Origin of the sequence: Spongiibacter taiwanensis (genome assembly GCF_023702635.1) — a bacterium.
Lineage (GTDB): Bacteria > Pseudomonadota > Gammaproteobacteria > Pseudomonadales > Spongiibacteraceae > Spongiibacter > Spongiibacter taiwanensis.
The window spans coordinates 2,576,937-2,593,368 of record NZ_CP098455.1 but is presented as its reverse complement, the minus strand read 5'-3'; the positions used below and the strand labels follow the sequence as shown (position 1 = coordinate 2,593,368).

General features: G+C 57.2%; 15 protein-coding genes. 8 read left to right on the top strand and 7 right to left on the bottom strand.

The window, feature by feature from the left end; all coding sequences use genetic code 11:
• Positions 1-2 precede the first annotated feature (2 nt).
• Genes NCG89_RS11915 through NCG89_RS11905 form a run of 3 tightly spaced genes read right to left on the bottom strand, consistent with a single transcriptional unit; the run spans position 3 to position 3,092 of the window.
• Positions 3-1,532, bottom strand: a complete 1,530-nt coding sequence (locus NCG89_RS11915) for a DHA2 family efflux MFS transporter permease subunit (RefSeq protein ID WP_251086763.1) — start codon at positions 1,530-1,532, stop codon at positions 3-5.
• Positions 1,529-2,641: an HlyD family secretion protein gene (locus tag NCG89_RS11910; protein ID WP_251086762.1), complete on the bottom strand. Its 1,113-nt coding sequence runs from the start codon at positions 2,639-2,641 to the stop codon at positions 1,529-1,531. Before NCG89_RS11910 ends, NCG89_RS11915 begins: the two co-directional genes overlap by 4 nt.
• Positions 2,634-3,092, bottom strand: coding sequence for a MarR family winged helix-turn-helix transcriptional regulator (locus tag NCG89_RS11905; RefSeq protein ID WP_251086761.1), 459 nt, complete (start codon positions 3,090-3,092; stop codon positions 2,634-2,636). The genes NCG89_RS11910 and NCG89_RS11905 overlap by 8 nt, the downstream gene beginning before the upstream one ends.
• Before the next feature lie 211 nt (positions 3,093-3,303).
• Here NCG89_RS11905 and NCG89_RS11900 point away from each other — a divergent pair, with 211 nt between their 5' ends.
• The 4 genes from NCG89_RS11900 (at position 3,304) to NCG89_RS11885 (ending at position 5,539) form a co-directional block, all read left to right on the top strand.
• The gene (locus NCG89_RS11900; protein ID WP_251086760.1) at positions 3,304-3,816 is read left to right on the top strand and encodes a MarR family winged helix-turn-helix transcriptional regulator; all 513 of its coding nucleotides are present in this window, start codon (positions 3,304-3,306) and stop codon (positions 3,814-3,816) included.
• 74 nt (positions 3,817-3,890) lie between these two features.
• Positions 3,891-4,613 carry a hypothetical protein gene (locus NCG89_RS11895; protein ID WP_251086759.1) on the top strand — a complete coding sequence of 241 codons (723 nt, stop codon included), beginning with the start codon at positions 3,891-3,893 and terminating at the stop codon, positions 4,611-4,613.
• 13 nt (positions 4,614-4,626) lie between these two features.
• Positions 4,627-5,259, top strand: coding sequence for a cytochrome c oxidase subunit 3 family protein (locus NCG89_RS11890; protein ID WP_251086758.1), 633 nt, complete (start codon positions 4,627-4,629; stop codon positions 5,257-5,259).
• 4 nt (positions 5,260-5,263) lie between these two features.
• Positions 5,264-5,539 (top strand): cytochrome C oxidase subunit IV family protein, encoded by a 276-nt coding sequence (locus NCG89_RS11885; protein WP_251086757.1) that lies wholly within the window; start codon positions 5,264-5,266, stop codon positions 5,537-5,539.
• A gap of 350 nt (positions 5,540-5,889) precedes the next feature.
• Here the strand turns inward: NCG89_RS11885 and NCG89_RS11880 are convergent, their stop codons facing one another.
• Entirely contained in the window at positions 5,890-6,612 is a 723-nt protein-coding gene (locus NCG89_RS11880; RefSeq protein WP_251086756.1) for a hypothetical protein, read from the bottom strand.
• A 120-nt stretch (positions 6,613-6,732) separates the two neighbouring features.
• A complete protein-coding gene (locus tag NCG89_RS11875) occupies positions 6,733-9,141 on the bottom strand; it encodes a TonB-dependent receptor (RefSeq protein WP_251086755.1) in 2,409 nt (802 codons plus the stop codon).
• 311 nt (positions 9,142-9,452) lie between these two features.
• Here NCG89_RS11875 and NCG89_RS11870 point away from each other — a divergent pair, with 311 nt between their 5' ends.
• The 4 genes from NCG89_RS11870 to NCG89_RS11855 all read left to right on the top strand — a co-directional run bounded on the left by NCG89_RS11870 (position 9,453) and on the right by NCG89_RS11855 (position 14,093).
• Positions 9,453-10,142 carry a MerR family transcriptional regulator gene (locus tag NCG89_RS11870; protein WP_251086754.1) on the top strand — a complete coding sequence of 230 codons (690 nt, stop codon included), beginning with the start codon at positions 9,453-9,455 and terminating at the stop codon, positions 10,140-10,142.
• A gap of 139 nt (positions 10,143-10,281) precedes the next feature.
• Positions 10,282-11,082 carry a CbbQ/NirQ/NorQ/GpvN family protein gene (locus tag NCG89_RS11865; RefSeq protein WP_251086753.1) on the top strand — a complete coding sequence of 267 codons (801 nt, stop codon included), beginning with the start codon at positions 10,282-10,284 and terminating at the stop codon, positions 11,080-11,082.
• A gap of 10 nt (positions 11,083-11,092) precedes the next feature.
• Positions 11,093-12,808 (top strand): nitric oxide reductase activation protein NorD, encoded by a 1,716-nt coding sequence (locus tag NCG89_RS11860; RefSeq protein WP_251086752.1) that lies wholly within the window; start codon positions 11,093-11,095, stop codon positions 12,806-12,808.
• Between the two features lie 151 nt (positions 12,809-12,959).
• The gene (locus NCG89_RS11855; RefSeq protein WP_251086751.1) at positions 12,960-14,093 is read left to right on the top strand and encodes a spirocyclase AveC family protein; all 1,134 of its coding nucleotides are present in this window, start codon (positions 12,960-12,962) and stop codon (positions 14,091-14,093) included.
• Positions 14,094-14,168: 75 nt separating this feature from the next.
• On the opposite strand, the gene rloA3 is transcribed toward NCG89_RS11855, so the two are convergent.
• A complete protein-coding gene (rloA3, locus tag NCG89_RS11850; protein WP_251086750.1) occupies positions 14,169-14,738 on the bottom strand; it encodes a retropepsin-like aspartic peptidase RloA3 in 570 nt (189 codons plus the stop codon).
• A 112-nt stretch (positions 14,739-14,850) separates the two neighbouring features.
• Complete coding sequence (locus NCG89_RS11845; RefSeq protein ID WP_251086749.1) at positions 14,851-16,248, bottom strand: GGDEF domain-containing protein; 1,398 nt, start codon at positions 16,246-16,248, stop codon at positions 14,851-14,853.
• Positions 16,249-16,432 lie beyond the last annotated feature (184 nt).

Here is a 16,432-nt window from a genome sequence, read left to right as displayed (position 1 = left end):
TGTTACTCCGCGGCCCCAAGGGGCCCGGCAAGACGCGACTTCTCAGCGCGCTTGAACAGCAGCAAAAACGGCAGCGCCAGCAACACGCCGTAGGTCATGTAATGAAACACACCTAACATACCGATCACCGCTGATTGCCGTTGAATTTCCACTTCCAGGTTAAATACCGAGGCCGCGCCAAGCACACCGACATGGCTATTAACCACACCCAGCAGGGCTGGATTGAATGGATTAATATTTTCCACCAGCACTGAATGGGCCATCTTGGTCCCGTAGTCCTGATAGGCAAATGCCAGCGCAATACCCACGCTACTACCCACATTGCGCAACAGGCTGTACAGCGCCGTGCCCTCTCCCCGCAGTTCGGGCCGCAACGTCGAAAAGGCAATGGCTGACAGTGGTACAAAGATGCAACCCAAGCCCAAACCCTGAATAAATCCTGACGAAATAATCGCGGACGCTGGCACGTCAATACTGAACCGGGACATCTGGTGAAGCGACAAGGCCAGTAGCAACAGGCCCGCACCAATGATCAGGCGACCATCACACCGCTCCAGCAATCGCCCGGAAATTTGCATGGCCAGCATGGTGCCTATGCCCCGAGGGGCCAACACCAGCCCCGCAGTTACCACCGGGTAGCCCTGCAGGTTTTGCAGAAAGGGCGGCAACAATGCAAAAGTCGAAAACAGCACCACCCCCATCACGGTAATCAACACCAACCCACCGAGCATGTTGCGGTCCCGAAACAAGGCTGGCGAGATAAACGGCGACGGCGTGGTCAAGCTGTGGCTGACAAACAGATAAAATGCGGCGACCGCTATCGCGCACTCAAGCATGATCTCCGGCGAGCTAAACCAGTCCAGCGTCTGACCTCTGTCGAGCATTAACTGCATGGCGGCAATCGCCAGAGATAAAAAGGCGAATCCGGTAAAATCCATGGGCGCCATTTTTTTAGGAGCCGCTTTTGGCAGCGCGGCGCTCAACGCAAAGTAGGTCACCACCCCAACAGGCAGATTGATAAAAAACACCCAGCGCCAGCTGTAGTTCTCTGTTAGCCAGCCGCCCAGGGCTGGCCCCAGAATCGGCCCGATCATGACACCGACACCCCAGGCCGCCATCGCCCGCCCATACTGCCCCGGAGGGCTGTGGTCGAGCAGCGTGGTCTGGGAGAGAGGCACCAAAGCCGCGCCAAAGATACCCTGCAGAATCCGAAACACAACAATCTGGGTGAGGTCCGTCGCCAAGCCGCACAACATCGACGCCACCGTAAAACCAGCTACCGCCCACAGAAAAACCTGGCGCACGCCAAAACGGTTGGCCAAATACCCGGTAGGGGTAGTGGCAATCGCCGAGGCCACAATATAGGAAGTCAGGACCCAGGCGACCTGTTCTTGGGAGGCAGAAAGGCTGCCCTGCATATGGGGCAGCGCCACGTTGGCAATGGTGGTGTCGAGGGTTTGCATCAAGGTGGCACTGAGAGTACCAAAAATCACCAGGCCGCCAACCCCGGCGCCCTTTGCCGGAGCGCTCATGGGTGGCCTGCGATCATCTCCCCAGGCCTACCTGGAAGATTGCCGCCCACGGTTATACCGAACATATTCCCCAAGCGCTGCACACGATCAGGCAAGCCGGTATCCACCGTGATTTCCGCACTGAGCCCTGCGCGGAGAGGCGACTCACCTTCATGGTGATCAATGCGCAAACGCACCGGCAATCTCTGAACCACCTTCACCCAATTACCAGTGGCATTTTGGGGCGGCAGTAAAGCAAACTCCGCACCCGTTGCCTGGGCAAGGCTTTCGACCACCGCCGTCCACTCCTCACCGGGATAGGCGTCTACCGCCACCGTCACCTTGGCGCCAGGCTGAATCCGCGCCAGCTGGTTTTCCTTCAGATTGGCCTCAATCCATAAATGATCGCTAGCCACCACACTGACCATCGCCAAACCCGGCATGGCATACTGCCCCACGTGGGCCACCTTGGCCGCAACACCATCAACAGGGGCGCGAATTACCGTGCGCGCCAATTCCAGCTCCGCCGTCTCCAGACTGGCCCGGGCCGCCAAAACCTCTGGATGCCGCTGGGGATCGCCAGCCGCGCGACCGCCCAATTTGGCGAGGACCTCGGCCTGTTCGCTTTCCAGGCGGCTGACCGTATTCCTCGCCACATCGAGATCTCGCTGCACCTGATCCAGCTGCTGGGTGGAAACCACACCCCGCCGGTGCAAATCGTCAATGCGGTTGCGTTGTTTGCGGGCAAAGGTCAAATCATCGCGTGCCGATGCCAGCGCGGATTGCTTCTGTACATAGGCGGCCTGCAGCGACTCAATCAAGATCAGCGCCTGGCTCAGCTCGGCCTGGGCATCATGCAAACGAGCGAGGTATGCCGCATTATCCAGGCGCAGCAATACCTGTCCGCGCGTTACCGCCTCATTCTCGGTGACCGCGACCGCAACGATGTTGCCACTGAGCTCTGCACTAACGTTCACCACATTAGCTTTAACGTAAGCGTTTTCAGTGGACACAAAGCGCCCGCCCACCACAAAGACATAAAGCCCGATGGCAATCGCCACCACCGGAACCACCGCAAATAAGCGGCGCCGCAAACGCTTCTTGTCAGCGGTGTTATCGGTCTCAGTCATCTTGCAGCCCCTCCGCGTCAGTGCCACAAAAATTCGCCTTGATTCGCAAAAGCATGGCTTCCAGTGCGGCCTGCTCATCAACACTCAGGCCCGCCATGGTGGCGGCTCGGGTCTGGTCGGCGATCCCGTCAAGCTCGGCAAGAATGGGCTTGGCCTGGTCGGTGACAAACAAACTGACCGACCGCCGGTCAGTTTCCTGTCGCTCCCGGCGTAACCAGCCCGCCTTTTCCAGGCGGTCAACGCTCTGGGTCACGGTCACCGGATGAACTTCCAACAGCCCGGCAAGGCTGGCCTGATTGATGCCGGGCTCCCGGGAAATAATTAATAACAACCGCGACTGAGGCTGAGTCAGAGAGAGATGCTGTGCCCGGCGACGAAAATCCTCCCGTATTAGACGGGCAACTTCGGCAATAAGACGGGTAGCGTTTTCAGAATGTTTGGCTTGCTTCATAGTGGAAGGCTAACATATGCTTAGCTAACTATTCAATAGCCACCTATTTAATAGCTGCCTAGCAAAAATCCTCCGCCAGAATACCGCCTTTGACATTGACAAGGTATCGGTCTTGCCGCTAATTTAATTCACTGGTGAAACACTAGGTTATTATTTTTCATCGCAACAACAAAACATATCCCAGCGAAACGAAAACGGAGAAATTTTAACGATGAGAGGTATCGAACGGCTCCGCTCAATTGAACGGAGTACCGAGCCACTGGCCAACGCACTTCCCGAGCTTTCCAAGGACGCCACGATTTTGGTCCGGCTCCTGCGCGTGGCTGGGTTCGGGCTAAGCGATTACTTCTCTGACGTGTTCAGAGGCATGGGCATAAGCGAAACCATGTACCACTTACTGGCGGTGCTTTATGCCAGCGAAGGTGGTCGAAACTCACCGACACAATTGAGTGAACTGATTGGCACAGGTCGCGCGAATATGACCAAAGTCATCGGCAACCTAGAAAAGCTGCAGCTCGTGCACAGGGAAACGGATACAGGGGATGCCCGACGCAGTGTGGTCACTATCACCGAGAAGGGCAAGGCGCTGATGAATGAGATTACACCGAAGGTTTCGAACCCCATTACCAATGCATTCAACGGCCTTAGCAAAGCTGAACAAAAACAGCTAAGCGATTTGCTTCGCAAGACCATCGTTTCATTCGATAGGGCTAAAACCTACTGAAAACCTGACCAAGGGAACCGCCCGACAAAAGGGCCTTACCGAAACAATGATAACCATACGAACAAGGTACAATTATGGACGACAGCGCTAAACTGCTTTATCAAAAACTATCCCTCTACAGCGGCCCCTTCTTTGTCATCACTTTCGTTATTTTCTGGGCCTGGATGGGAGACAATCTGCCACCGCCACACCCCAATGATCCCGCCCAGGCCTTTACCGATCGCTATGTGGAACACCTCACCGGCATCCGAGTGGGCTTTTTGATCGCGGCAATCACTATCTGTTTCTATCTGCCCTGGACAGGTTACGTCACTGCCAGAATGAAGCAGATAGAAACCGGCAACTATCCCGTACTCTCTTATCTTCAACTGCTCGGCGGCTGCCTTACCGTAATGGTGGTATCCATCAGCATGTGGTGCTGGATTGTGGCCGCACAACGGCCGGAGCGCTCACCAGAAATCACCCAGATGCTCACTGACGCAGGCTGGCTGATGAACGACACCCTCTACATGTGCACCACGTTGCAAATGTTCGCTATGGCACTGTGTTTTTTGCACGACAAGAAAAGCCGGGTGCCCGTCATGCCAGGCTGGGCCAATTATCTGACCATTTTCTGCGGTGCCACCTTCTTCCCGGCCAGCCTCACCGCAATTCTGCGTGACGGGCCCTTTGCCTACGATGGTTTGATCGGCTTTTGGCTGCCCTACCCCGCGTGGCTCATTTGGATGTTTGTGGCGACCTATTACTTACTCAAAGATATGGATCGCCGGGTGCAAGGCGGCGAAGCGGCATTGTAGCTGGTCAACTGAAATGCACTCAGACTCGACAAAACCCGAAGGGCATCGCTTGCAGGTGCACGCCATCACACAAGCCAAGCAAATGAAGAATATCGAGGCACGCAAACTCCCCGGCGTCGAGGGTGTTTGGGTATTTGCCTTTGCAGATATGATTGTTTTTGCGGTGATGTTTGGCAGCTTCATGTTTGATCGGCAGCATAGTGCGGCACTGTTTGAGCAATCGCGACAGCTGCTCAATATTCATCTAGGGGGCATCAACACGCTGATTCTGCTCACCAGCTCCATGCTGGTCGTGACCGCCGTCCACGCCATCAAGCACCAGCGTCAGCACCTCGCCGCTCGCCTTTTCGGCCTGGCGTTTGCCTGCGGACTGGCATTTATTGGCTGTAAAATTTTCGAGTATCAAGAGAAGTTCCAAGCCGGCATATCCATGCTCAGCAATGACTTCTTTATGTACTACTTCATCATGACCGGCATGCACTTGGGGCATGTCGTGGTAGGTAGTATTGTACTCGCCGCGCTGTGGCGAAAGTCCAGGAGCCCCTCCCCGGGCACCTTAGCAATGTATGAAAGCGGGGCAATTTATTGGCACATGGTGGATCTGCTCTGGGTGTGCCTCTTCCCACTACTGTACCTGGTGCGCTAATCCCATGGATAAGAATCTATCTGTCACACTCACGGTTTGGGCACTTCTAATGGTGGGCACCGCTGCCTCCACCTGGGGCTTTTCCCTGGCCACCGTAAACCCGACAAGCGCCACCCTGGCAGTGATGATCGTCTCAGCGGCAAAAGTCGCGTTGATTATGGCTTTTTTCATGGAGCTCAAAATTGCTCCACGCAGCTGGCAAGCTGCCGGGGCAATATGGCTCGGCATCACCACAATGGTAGTGGCCGGAATCTACCTGCTGCTGGGCGCGCAGGCATAAATTTATTCGCCCGAACTGCAGCACGGTAGTGCGGGCGGAATCCGCCTTGGCACACGACGCCATCTCCTCAAATTCGCGACAGATCGCCTCTTATTAACCTAGCAATTAGCATACTGGCGGAACTATGCGAATTTCCTTGTATTTTAAAGGCTTGCTGGCCAATGGCGGCACATCCTTGTGCCACATTAACCCGACACAAAAGATTTCCGGGTTAATATTTCAATGTGTTTGGCTGCCACGCCTTTCTGGATCGCACACAACAAACCAAAAAAGCCGCCCCATCTCTGAGTCGGCTTTTCGTGCCTTGCATGCCTGTCGAGCTCGGCTATACCGATCTCAACGCAGCGCAATTAGGGCAGCGGAACCAGGGCTACCAAATCCACAGGAACCAGGGTCAGAAGGTCCACCGGAATCACGTCCAGGCCAGGCAGTGCGCTTCCGCCACCCAGCAAGTCACCCAATACCGGAATTCCCCCATCGAGCAGACCATCAAGGGCAAAGGCACCATCCAGTGCCAACAGACCATCCAAGCCCAAGGGGCCATCCAGTCCTGGAATGGCATCCAGGGCAAGCGGACCATTGATACCCAGCAGGCCGTCGAGCCCCAGCAGGGCGCCTACAACCGGAATGCCGCCGTCAAGGGCGAGCAGGCCATCCAGCGCCAGAACACCGTCAAAACCAAACAGCCCCTCTAACTCGAGCAGACCGCCGAGGGCGTCAACACCCGGCAGGCCAGAGGCTCCACTGGCAGGATTGTTAAGCCCCTCGAGCACATCATTCGCCAAAATGGCGCCTGAGCCGACAACAGACAGGACATCATTGGCTGGCAACGCCGAGCTGATAAAGCTCACGTCAATCACGCTCAGGCCATCAATGGGCAGCTGAGAGGTCAGCGAAGTGCCCGTTGCCGCCAGACCAGAAATGCCACCCAACGGGTCGGCCAAGGAGGTAATCCCGCTTACGCCGCCCAGAGGCGCCGCCAAGGAAAATACCGTCCCCAGGCCCGGCACGACCGCAAAGCTGTTGCTGGCCAGCGAGGCAAACAGCAGCGTTCCACAAAGTTGTTTTTTCATTATCAATCCACCCTTATTTATCAATGTGTCAGGAAAGTGATGATAGCGCCGCAACGCCCGAAAAAAGCGACCGACAACACAACCGGGTTATGTTGCCGACCGCAACTGGGTGTTCAGGGCTTAATTCAGGAAGACATCAAAATCCCACTTGAGCTTCAGGCCGTACAAGCGAGGCGGCGCCAAAGTCACCGAGCGACCAAAGTCCTGCTGCAGAATCGAGGAGAAGTATTCCTTGTCCTTGACGTTATCCACAAAGGCAGTCAGCTGCAGACCCCAGGGGTCAAAGAAGTAGCTGCCCCGCAGTGACCACAGTTCGTATTGGTCCTGCACGAAGAAGGGCGAGTTCTGGGGGGTGGTGAAGTATTCACTCTTGTAGGAGTAATCCACCGCCACTTCGAAGGCACCGATATCCCCCGCATCAATGAACTGGTTCACCGATACCGCAGAGGTCAGCTCGGGTGCCCGGGGCACCTTGTTGCCCGTGAAGTCACGGGGACCGTTGGCAAAGTCCGCCAGGGAGATGGGCAGTTCCAGACCGAGCAGGTCGGTCGCAATGTCTTCCAGACCACCGGGACCGAAATACAGGCCGGTGTCATCATCAAAGCCTTCGCCGTTCTTGTAGTCGGTAAACTCGGAGTTCACGTAGGTGGCACCACCGGTGATCGCCAGGCCGGGGTTCATGTCCGGCATTGGCTGCCACTGGAAGTCAAACTCCACGCCCTTGGCTTCGGCGCTGCCGGCGTTGGCGTAGCGCACGATCGCACCGGAGGTAAAGGACACAATCCCGGTCAGCAGCTTGTCGGTCTTGGAGGCAAACAGGGCACCGTTCAACTGCAGGGCGCCGTCCAGCCACTCGGACTTGAAGCCCAGCTCCGCGGCAACCGCTTCTTCACCTTCGACCGGATCGGGGCTGCCGAAGAAGTTAACAATGTTGTAGGTCGGGCTCTTGTAGCCTTTCTGAATAGACGCGTAGATCTGAGCCGTTTCGGTGGGGAACCACTGCACGTTGATCTTGGGCGAGAAGGTGGTCTCTTCCAGCGGTGGTCCACCAAAGTCGAGCAGGCGGGAGTTACAGGACTTGTCGCTGCCCTGATAGTAGCTCACGTCGGTGCCGTAGCTGCCGTCACCGCCAGCACACCCGGTGTCCACCAGGTCCAGCGCGGTATTGCCGATTTCCCGGGTCTCTTCCTGGTAACGGGCGCCCAGGGTCATGGCCCACTCTTCGTTAAAGCGCCAGGTGCCCTGGAAGTACAGCGCGTCAGACTCGGTGGTCAGCAGACCGCCGGATTCAAGCACCGCACGGCTGCCAGAGTCACCCAACAGGCCGGTAATGCTGCCAGGCAGCAGGCCGGTGGCCAACCCGTTGTTGAGGAAGAAGAACAGGCGGCCGAAACCGCCTTCGGCTTCCAGGCGGTAGTAACCGGCCACCCACTCCAGGTTCTCAGACAGGGGGGTGTCGGCGTTGGACAGGATCTGCAGCTCGTAGGTCTGCTGATCGTTGTACTGGTCGTAGGTGAAGAAGCCGGAGCGGTCTTCATCGGTGGAGTCGTAGTCGTACTGACCCCAGTCCACGTCAGCCAGCTGGTCGGAGTAGATGAACTTCACGTCCACCGGGCCGGGGCGCCATTCAAAGATGGTGCCGTACATGGTGTTGATGGTGGCGTTACCGCCTTCGTAGTTGGTGTCGGTATCCCGGTCGGCGGTATCGGTTTCACAGCCGGCACACAGAATGGGTGAGGGCCGGGTGTTTTCCTGCACCAGGGAGTTGCCGTTGAACTGGTTCACGTAGGAGCCAATCAGGGTCAGGCTGAAGTCTTCCAGGAAGTCCCACTTGAATTTGACCCGGCCCCCTTCGGAGAAGTCTTCCCGCCAGGGACGGGGCTCGCCGTTGCTGAAGTTGGTGCCGTAGTTCTCGTGGGTGTCACTGAAGGCGGCCAGGGTGATGCCGGCGCCATCAAACAGGGGCAGACCGAGGTAGGCCTGGTATTCCTGGCTGTCGTAGTTGCCGCGAGTGGCTTTGATGTTACCGACGATTTCATCGATCGGCGGATCTTCGGTGACGATGCTGATGGCACCGGCGGTGGCGTTACGGCCAAACAGGGTGCCCTGGGGGCCCTTGAGGACCTCAACCCGCTTAACGGGGCCGAGGGCGTCTTGCTTGCCCTGGCTGGCGGGGATGTTGATACCGTCGATATAGGTGGCCACCGAGGGGTCGGCGTTGGGCAGGAAGGCGTCACTGCCCACCCCCCGCAGGTAGATCAGGGTGTAGCCGTAGGTGTAGGTGAAGGTCAGTCCGGGAGTAATCTTTTGCAGGTCGGCGGTGTCTTCAATATTGAATGCATCCAGCTTCTCGCCAGAGAAGGCCTGGATGGCAATCGGCACGTCCTGGGAGTCTTCCTCCCGCTTCTGGGCCGTTACCGTGACTTCCTCGAGGAGTCGGTTACTTCTTTTTTGTGGCTCCTGAGCCAGCGTACCCGCCGAATAGCTCGACAGGGCAGCAATAGCCACCACTAAGCTTCGTTTTTTCATAGGATCACCCTTTACCCATTTCCTAAAGTTTTATCGTGCGTACTACAAACTTCCCGCCGGACACCCAATGACACTTCTCAAGTCTTAGATGGGCTACAACTGCTGGCACAACCGAATCGGGCCGGAGGGTCTATCACCAGCATTTCTGCTACGGATGCCCCCTTCTCTTTATTGCCGTATCACTGCTGCTATTTCGCAAACCCTTGCCAGCGGGATTTAAAAAAAAGTTTTTATGTAATAAGATTACACAGAGATAATGGCATAATCGTTCGCAAGTGTAAAGTAGTTGGCAGGAGAGCCCCACAGTGAGAATGCGTGAGCTGGAAGAGAAGACCGGCGTCAAACGGGAGATGATTCATTTCTATCTCCGCAACGGCATGCTGCCCGAGCCAGAGCGCCCCCGCCCCAGAACCGCCATTTATAACGATCAGCACGTCACCGCCATTAAGTCGATCAGACAGCTACAAACAGAAGGGCGACTGAAGATCGACGAAATCAAGCAGCTACTGCAAGGTAACAAAGGCCGTATCGCCACCCCCGCGGCATCTTTTCGCCATTTAGATGAGCTGTTTGCCTCTCACGCCGGACTAGACCAGGAGCTCGTACCACTAACAGAAATCCTTGATCGCAACCCCAAAGCGGAAAGCGACGCCAAGCTCTTCGAAGCAATGGGCGCCATTGAGCTGCTTAAGCGCAAGGGCAAGACCTACCTCAGCCATGTCGACGCCGAAATTGTCGGCGCCTGGGGCGATATGCGCGCCGCCGGTGCCACAGAGGAGATCGGTATTGAGCCTACGCTGCTGAAACTTCATGTCGAGTTAGCCGAGCGCCTCGCCAACGGCGAAGTAAACTATTTTCTTGACCGCGTCCCGCCTTCTCTCAGTACCGAGAGGAAAGCAGAGATCGCCCACAAAGGCGCAAAAGTTATTCTCGAACTATTCAGCGTACTGCGGATGAAAGCTGCCATAAAAGCCTTCGCCGTGGTCAACGAGGGCAGCTAAAAAATTCGCGCAGCCACAGAGACAAGCAAAAACAGTTCGCAAACGAACATTGACCCAACAGACATTATTGCCCAGCATACGCGAACTGGCGTCGCCACCACGGCAACAATCAAAACACTTTGAGGTATCCCAACTAATCATGAGCGATTCACCAGAACAAACCAGCGCCCCCTTTTATCTGCCGACCAGCAACGAAGTGGAACTGTTCACCGCCGCTTACCGGCAACGCCTGCCAGTAATGCTCAAGGGGCCCACCGGTTGCGGTAAAACACGCTTCGTTGAACACATGGCCCATCGCCTCGGGCTTCCGCTGTTCAGCGTCGCCTGTCACGAAGACATCACGGCAGCAGATCTGGTTGGCCGCTACCTACTCACCGGCGGCGAAACCGTCTGGGTAGACGGCCCGTTAACCCGGGCGGTGCGCCAGGGCGGCATGTGCTACCTCGACGAAATCGTAGAGGCCAGGGCCGACTCCACCGTGGTCATGCACCCGCTGGCAGACCACCGCCGCGAACTCAATATCGAGCGCCTTGGTGAAAGCCTGCGCGCTCCCGACAACTTCATGCTGGTGGTGTCCTACAACCCCGGTTATCAAAGCGTACTCAAGGACCTCAAGCCCTCTACCCGCCAGCGCATGGTCGCCATAGAAATGGAATACCCCGCCTTTGAACAGGAGCTGAGCATTGTGGTTAAAGAGTCCGGTGTCGACGAAGCCAGCGCCGCCAATCTAATCAAGCTGGCCAATGCTGTGCGCAAGCTCGATAGCGGCACCCTGCCCGAGGCCTCCTCAACCCGCACCCTGGTCGCTACCGGCCGCTTGATGCGTGAGGGCTTGAGCGCCCGGGAGGCAGCCAAGGCCGCCATGATCCTACCCCTGACCGATGATGCCGATATTCAACGCGGCCTCGCCGAAGTCATTCACTCCTACCTGCCAGGTTGAGCGGCGCGCCATGATTAACCAGGTAGACCACGCCGACCATCCTCTACGCCTGCTCGCCGAGTCAGTGCTGGGCCGCCAGGTAGCAATCAACTATCTGGTTCAGAACGGTAAGCGCAGCTACTGCGATGGCGAACGCCTCTACCTACCCGCCCACGAAGACCTCGACATCCGCCGCACCGAACTCATTATTCAGTGTGCTCTGCTGGAAGGCGATGCCTTTGACACCGGCAGAATGCAACGTCTGCTCGGCCGCAAAGACCTGGCCGAGCGCTACCTGGTGCTGGAAGTTCAGCGCTGTTGCGACGCCCTGGCCCACCGCCTTCCCAGCACACTGCTCAATGCCATTGCGGCCTATCGCAGCAGCCACCAGCCCGCTGATGGCAATGCCTCTCTCGAATTGGCACTGAGCAACAAATCACTGCCCTCACCGCCAAGCTGGTATGGCGCGATCAAACCCTGGCGGGTGTTGCGCCGCCGCCTGCAAGGCGGCAGCCAACCCCTCACCTCCCAGAAGCTGGCCGAACTCGAACAGAAATTGATGATGATTGCCGAGGACGATGAGGAGGATGACGACAATCTGCAAAAAGCCTCCTTCTGGAAGTGGTTCACCTCGCCGCTGGGCAAAGAATCCCTGTTCTCCAAAATTATGAAAGACATTCTCGACATGCGCTCCTCCCCCGGCCGGGATGGCAGCGATGACGAGGGTAGCGGTTCCAGCCAAATGATCGCCGGTCGCATGGCCAAGAGCCTCAAGGACCTGGCCATGGCGATCCGCTCCGAACTCGATGTCAGCTTGCCCAGCGCCTTCGCCCACAACGAAGCCGGCGCCTATTGCTACCACGAGTGGGACAGCGACAAGCAACGCTTTCGCCCCGATTGGGTCATCGTGGAAGAAACTCAGCCCCACGCCCTGGAAGCCAATTTCGCCGAGGGCACCTTAAGCGGCAGTAACCTCCCCTTTCAACGGGCGCTGGCCGGGCTCTATCTGGGCTTTCAAAACCACCGCGGCCAACCTCAGGGCGAAGACCTAACCCTGGACAAAATGGTCCGTCTCGCCATTGACCTTCAAACCGGCCACAGCGGCGACGAGCGCATTTACTCGGCCAACCTGCGCACCCGCAGAGACCTGGGTGTGCTGGTGCTGCTTGATGCCTCAAGCTCCACCCTTGAGCACAGTGCCAACGGCCAGCGAGTATTTGATCTGCAGGCCAGAGCGGCTTGGCAACTGGGCAGGGCCTTCGCCACGCTGGGCGACCGGGTCGCAATGTATGGCTTCAATTCCTGGGGCCGCAGCCTGGTGCGCTTTCAAACCCTGAAAACATTCGACGAAGCCGCCGGCGCCGGTCTGGAGCAGCGCTTGCGCCATTTGGCCATTGCCGGGTACACCCGTTGCGGCGGCGCGATTCGCCACGCCAGCCATCTGATCGACACCCATGCCGGCACACCCTACAAGTTGCTGGTGTTGATTTCCGATGGCTACCCCTACGACGACCAGTACGAGGGCGAATATGCCGGCGAGGATACCCGCAAGGCCATTGAGGAAGCTGGCGAAAAAGGCATCGCTTGCGTTTGCCTCAGCGTGGGCAGCGACGCCGGCGAAAAGCGCCTGCAGCGCATTTACGGCGCCAGTAATTTTCTGGCGATGAACACCAGCGAACAGCTCGCCCCCCGACTGCACCGATTAGTGGAGTCAGCCATCGCATCGGTGGCCAAAAAAGCAGCATAGATAGCAAGTTAGACCAAACATTGGCCACTTTGTGCGCCAGCGTCAGCCTCTGATCCGGTGAACACAGGCTGGATTAAAAACCAAGGGAGACCGCGAGGGTGTCTCTGCCGATTCACCGGGTTAACCACAACAATCTACATGGGAGAACAAAATGGAGAACGCAACGAACAACAACCCGGGACTCCGGGACGTTGCCGGTTCCGACCCGGCTGCGCCGGTGAAAACCTGGGCCTGCATTGGCGCAGTGTTCCTCGCCTTTATATTCTGGGTCATTTACAACTGGGTCACCGCCCCCTACTTCGGCCCGACCGAGTTGGCACCCGGCGTTGAGGTACCCATCAATTTCAAGATTGGTGTCTGGGCCGTCACCATCGGCATGGGCCTGGTGTGGCTCTACCTGATCTGGTCTCAGATCATCCAGCCGATTCGCAAAACCGGTCAGCCCAATACCCTGGGCCTGCTCGGCATCGCGTTCTTTGTCGCCATCTTCTGGGACCCATCAATGAACTGGATCCAGGTGGGCTGCGTCTACAACCCCTACGCCCCCAACCTGGGCTTCCTGTCGGCTGAAATTCCCGGCTGGCTTAGCCCCAATGGCCACCTCTTGCCCGAGCCCCTGCTCACCTGGGCTGGCGGCTACCCCGGCTTTTTGCTGTGGATGACCTTTGGCGGCCTGGCCACCATGCGCTTTATGAAGGCCCGCTTCCCCGGCATCTCGAACGTTGCCCTGTCCGCCTGCGGCATCTTCGCCGCCATGGTAGTCGACCTGGTCTTGGAAAGCCTGCTGATCCGCTTCTCCGGAATCTACGCTTACCCCGGCTCGATTCGAGCGCTGAGCCTCTGGGGCGGTCACTGGTATCAATTCCCCATCTACGAGTGCCTGTTCGGCGCATGGGTTGGCTGTACCTCGGTACTGGTTTACTTCAAAGACGACAAAGGCCGCACCTGGGTTGAGCGCGGTGTCGAAAAGCTGGAAATGTGCAAAAACTCCAACTTCCGTCAGTCGATCGTGCGCCTGGTTGCCGTTATTGGCTTCTGTAGCGTGGTCGAAGTCATCCTGTACGTATTGCCAATGCCCTTGTTCACCGCCAATGCCGACCCCTTCCCAGACGACTTACCCACCTTCTTTACTACTGGCGCGGGCATGTGTGGCGAAGGTACGGGCATTGCCTGTGCACGCCCAGACCTGCCAGTCATGCGTCGCAACGATCTGGAGAAGTTTTCAGGCTCGCCCCATGTCAGCGAAGAAAACGCCGTTAACGGTGTGACCATCGAGCCAAAATAAGCGACCCCGCTGCACAAAAAAGCCGCCCATATTGGGCGGCTTTTTCATTTCGGCGATGGGATACCCGCGCTACGCTCAGATACCGATGTCTTCATCGTATTCCTTTTTGGCGTATTCAATCACCTCGGAATCCTTATCACACCGGGGCTTGTGCAAAAAGTTGGTGGACACATCAATCAATCCCAGGCTCTGAATCGTGCGACGACCCAGCAGCACCGGATAATTCATTTTCTCCCGGTTACGCAGGCTGAATTGTTCCTCATACACCGTGTCACCCAGGCAGACCTTCATCAACACCACTGGCCGGTGATCCACTCCGCCCGCACCGCGCAATTTCAGATTGCGCTTTATCGGCATCTCAAAGGTTTTAGACACTTCCTTGTCTTTGTATTCATCTTCGACATCGACCGTGAAGCGAACCCACTCTTCGCCATCCTTGATAAATTCCTCGATATTTTCCGCATGCATTGACGAGGTCAGTGCGCCGCTATCGAGCTTGGCCTTCACCGCAACGCCCCAGGGCTCAATGGTGGCCATCTCCAGCCAGCCATAAACCCGCTGTTCTCCGGCCGTCGCCGCGCCAGCACTCAACGCAGCGGCCATTGCCGCCGCCCATCGCCATTGCTTGATCCCGTTGTTCAGCATGGTGTCACTCCCTTCAGACGATTAAATCCACACGCCTATTCTGGACAAGCGTGGTCACGGCAGGTTCAAGGGAATATTCACAGCCGAGGGATTTCAGTGGCGCACCCCCGCATCAGACTGTGACCGTGCCGGTATCCATCGCCTGGCGCCGGGCGCGCTTTCTCGCCTGCTTTTGTTCATACATCAGCTCATCTGCTTCTCTGACCAGCTGCTGAAATGTAGTCTTTGAACCCACCTGATATTCAGCGACCCCAACACTGTAACTCAGTGCATAGGGCCGGCCAGACTGAGAATTGAGCTGCTCGCAGGCCCGCTCAAGACGCTGCAATATGCCGCGACTGCTGGCGAGCGAGCAGGGCATTGCCACCACATATTCGTCACCACCAATCCGGGCGACGATGTCATTGGCCCGGCAGACCCGCTCAAGCAGTGAGGCCATGTCCTTGAGCAGACTGTTGCCAACGTCGTGCCCTAGCGAGTCATTGGTCACTTTCAGGTTATCTAAGTCAAAAAACAGCACTGACACCTGACCCGCCATACGGCGCGCATCGCGCAATGCCTGCTCACCGAGCAGATAGAAACCGCGCCGATTGTACAAGCCCGTCAACTCATCGCTCAGAGACATATCCCGCAGTTCTTTTTCCAGATCATTGATGCGCCACGCCATGACAATGACCAGCCAAAAGAAAAACAGGGCGATAAAGGCCGTGGTCATGGCCGCCGCATAGGCTTGGCTCACCCACTGCGCCGACGCGGCGATTTTAAAAATGTAAGACAAGCCGATGGGCAACGACAGCGCAACTGGTGCCGCCACCCGGGAAATGCGACTACCAATACCCACCCCGATCAGAACGGAGAAGATGCCGTACTCCGCCCGGCGCGATACCACCACAAAGGTCAGCAGCAGCATGCATAGCAGGGTGTGGGGAGAGGTGACGGTATCGGCCGACTGTCCGTAGAGACCGGCTGCGCCGAAGCAATAGCCTGAAAACACAATGATAGCGGCAATAATCAGCGCCATGCTCAAGGCATCGGCCAATCTTGACCAGAGACTCTTGCGCGCTCGCCCTAACAACAACGGAAAACCCAGTAAGAACAGAAAAGACGCCGATTGGGCCGACATCAGCCCCGGCCGGGACGAGCCGACATCAGGCACCACCAGCGACTCAATCCCCAGTCCGGCACCCAGGCTGTGTTCCAGTAACGCCGATCCGGCGATCACCAGTACCCCCATTGCTGATAACGCGCCCGCCCGCAAGGCCCGCGCACTTCGTCGCTCCTGGGTCAAGCTCAGGCTCAACGCAGCCAGCAGCAGCGCCAGAGCCGTATTGAACTTCATCAGCGCCCAACCCGAGGGAAGCGTCGCGCTGGCCATATCCGGCAAACACCAGCCGAACATCACTACCGCCCCTACCGCAACCACCAGCATCAGCGCCCAACGCTGAAAGCGGTGCAGCCGCGCCAGAATATCCAGGTCCGGCTGGCTTGAAGATAACGATTCAGGCTTCATGGGCAAGGTTCCTTATTTCGTCGACATCACAAACATAACCACTACATCGGCCAAACCCAAGCACGAGAAATAAGCGGAAGCATTATTTGTGACACATGCCGCCCTTGAAATGGGCTCACACCCTTGATGGAAACGGGCAAAAAAAGGGGCTGGCTGTGAGCATCGAATCACAGACCAGCCCAAG

Excerpts from the sequence above, each read along its gene's own strand:
- NCG89_RS11915 (WP_251086763.1), bottom strand. The coding sequence starts at position 1,532 with ATGAGCGCTCCGGCAAAGGGCGCCGGGGTTGGCGGCCTGGTGATTTTT.
- NCG89_RS11910 (WP_251086762.1), bottom strand. The coding sequence starts at position 2,641 with ATGACTGAGACCGATAACACCGCTGACAAGAAGCGTTTGCGGCGCCGC.
- NCG89_RS11905 (WP_251086761.1), bottom strand. The coding sequence starts at position 3,092 with ATGAAGCAAGCCAAACATTCTGAAAACGCTACCCGTCTTATTGCCGAA.
- NCG89_RS11900 (WP_251086760.1), top strand. The coding sequence starts at position 3,304 with ATGAGAGGTATCGAACGGCTCCGCTCAATTGAACGGAGTACCGAGCCA.
- NCG89_RS11895 (WP_251086759.1), top strand. The coding sequence starts at position 3,891 with ATGGACGACAGCGCTAAACTGCTTTATCAAAAACTATCCCTCTACAGC.
- NCG89_RS11890 (WP_251086758.1), top strand. The coding sequence starts at position 4,627 with ATGCACTCAGACTCGACAAAACCCGAAGGGCATCGCTTGCAGGTGCAC.
- NCG89_RS11885 (WP_251086757.1), top strand. The coding sequence starts at position 5,264 with ATGGATAAGAATCTATCTGTCACACTCACGGTTTGGGCACTTCTAATG.
- NCG89_RS11880 (WP_251086756.1), bottom strand. The coding sequence starts at position 6,612 with ATGAAAAAACAACTTTGTGGAACGCTGCTGTTTGCCTCGCTGGCCAGC.
- NCG89_RS11875 (WP_251086755.1), bottom strand. The coding sequence starts at position 9,141 with ATGAAAAAACGAAGCTTAGTGGTGGCTATTGCTGCCCTGTCGAGCTAT.
- NCG89_RS11870 (WP_251086754.1), top strand. The coding sequence starts at position 9,453 with ATGCGTGAGCTGGAAGAGAAGACCGGCGTCAAACGGGAGATGATTCAT.
- NCG89_RS11865 (WP_251086753.1), top strand. The coding sequence starts at position 10,282 with ATGAGCGATTCACCAGAACAAACCAGCGCCCCCTTTTATCTGCCGACC.
- NCG89_RS11860 (WP_251086752.1), top strand. The coding sequence starts at position 11,093 with ATGATTAACCAGGTAGACCACGCCGACCATCCTCTACGCCTGCTCGCC.
- NCG89_RS11855 (WP_251086751.1), top strand. The coding sequence starts at position 12,960 with ATGGAGAACGCAACGAACAACAACCCGGGACTCCGGGACGTTGCCGGT.
- rloA3 (WP_251086750.1), bottom strand. The coding sequence starts at position 14,738 with ATGCTGAACAACGGGATCAAGCAATGGCGATGGGCGGCGGCAATGGCC.
- NCG89_RS11845 (WP_251086749.1), bottom strand. The coding sequence starts at position 16,248 with ATGAAGCCTGAATCGTTATCTTCAAGCCAGCCGGACCTGGATATTCTG.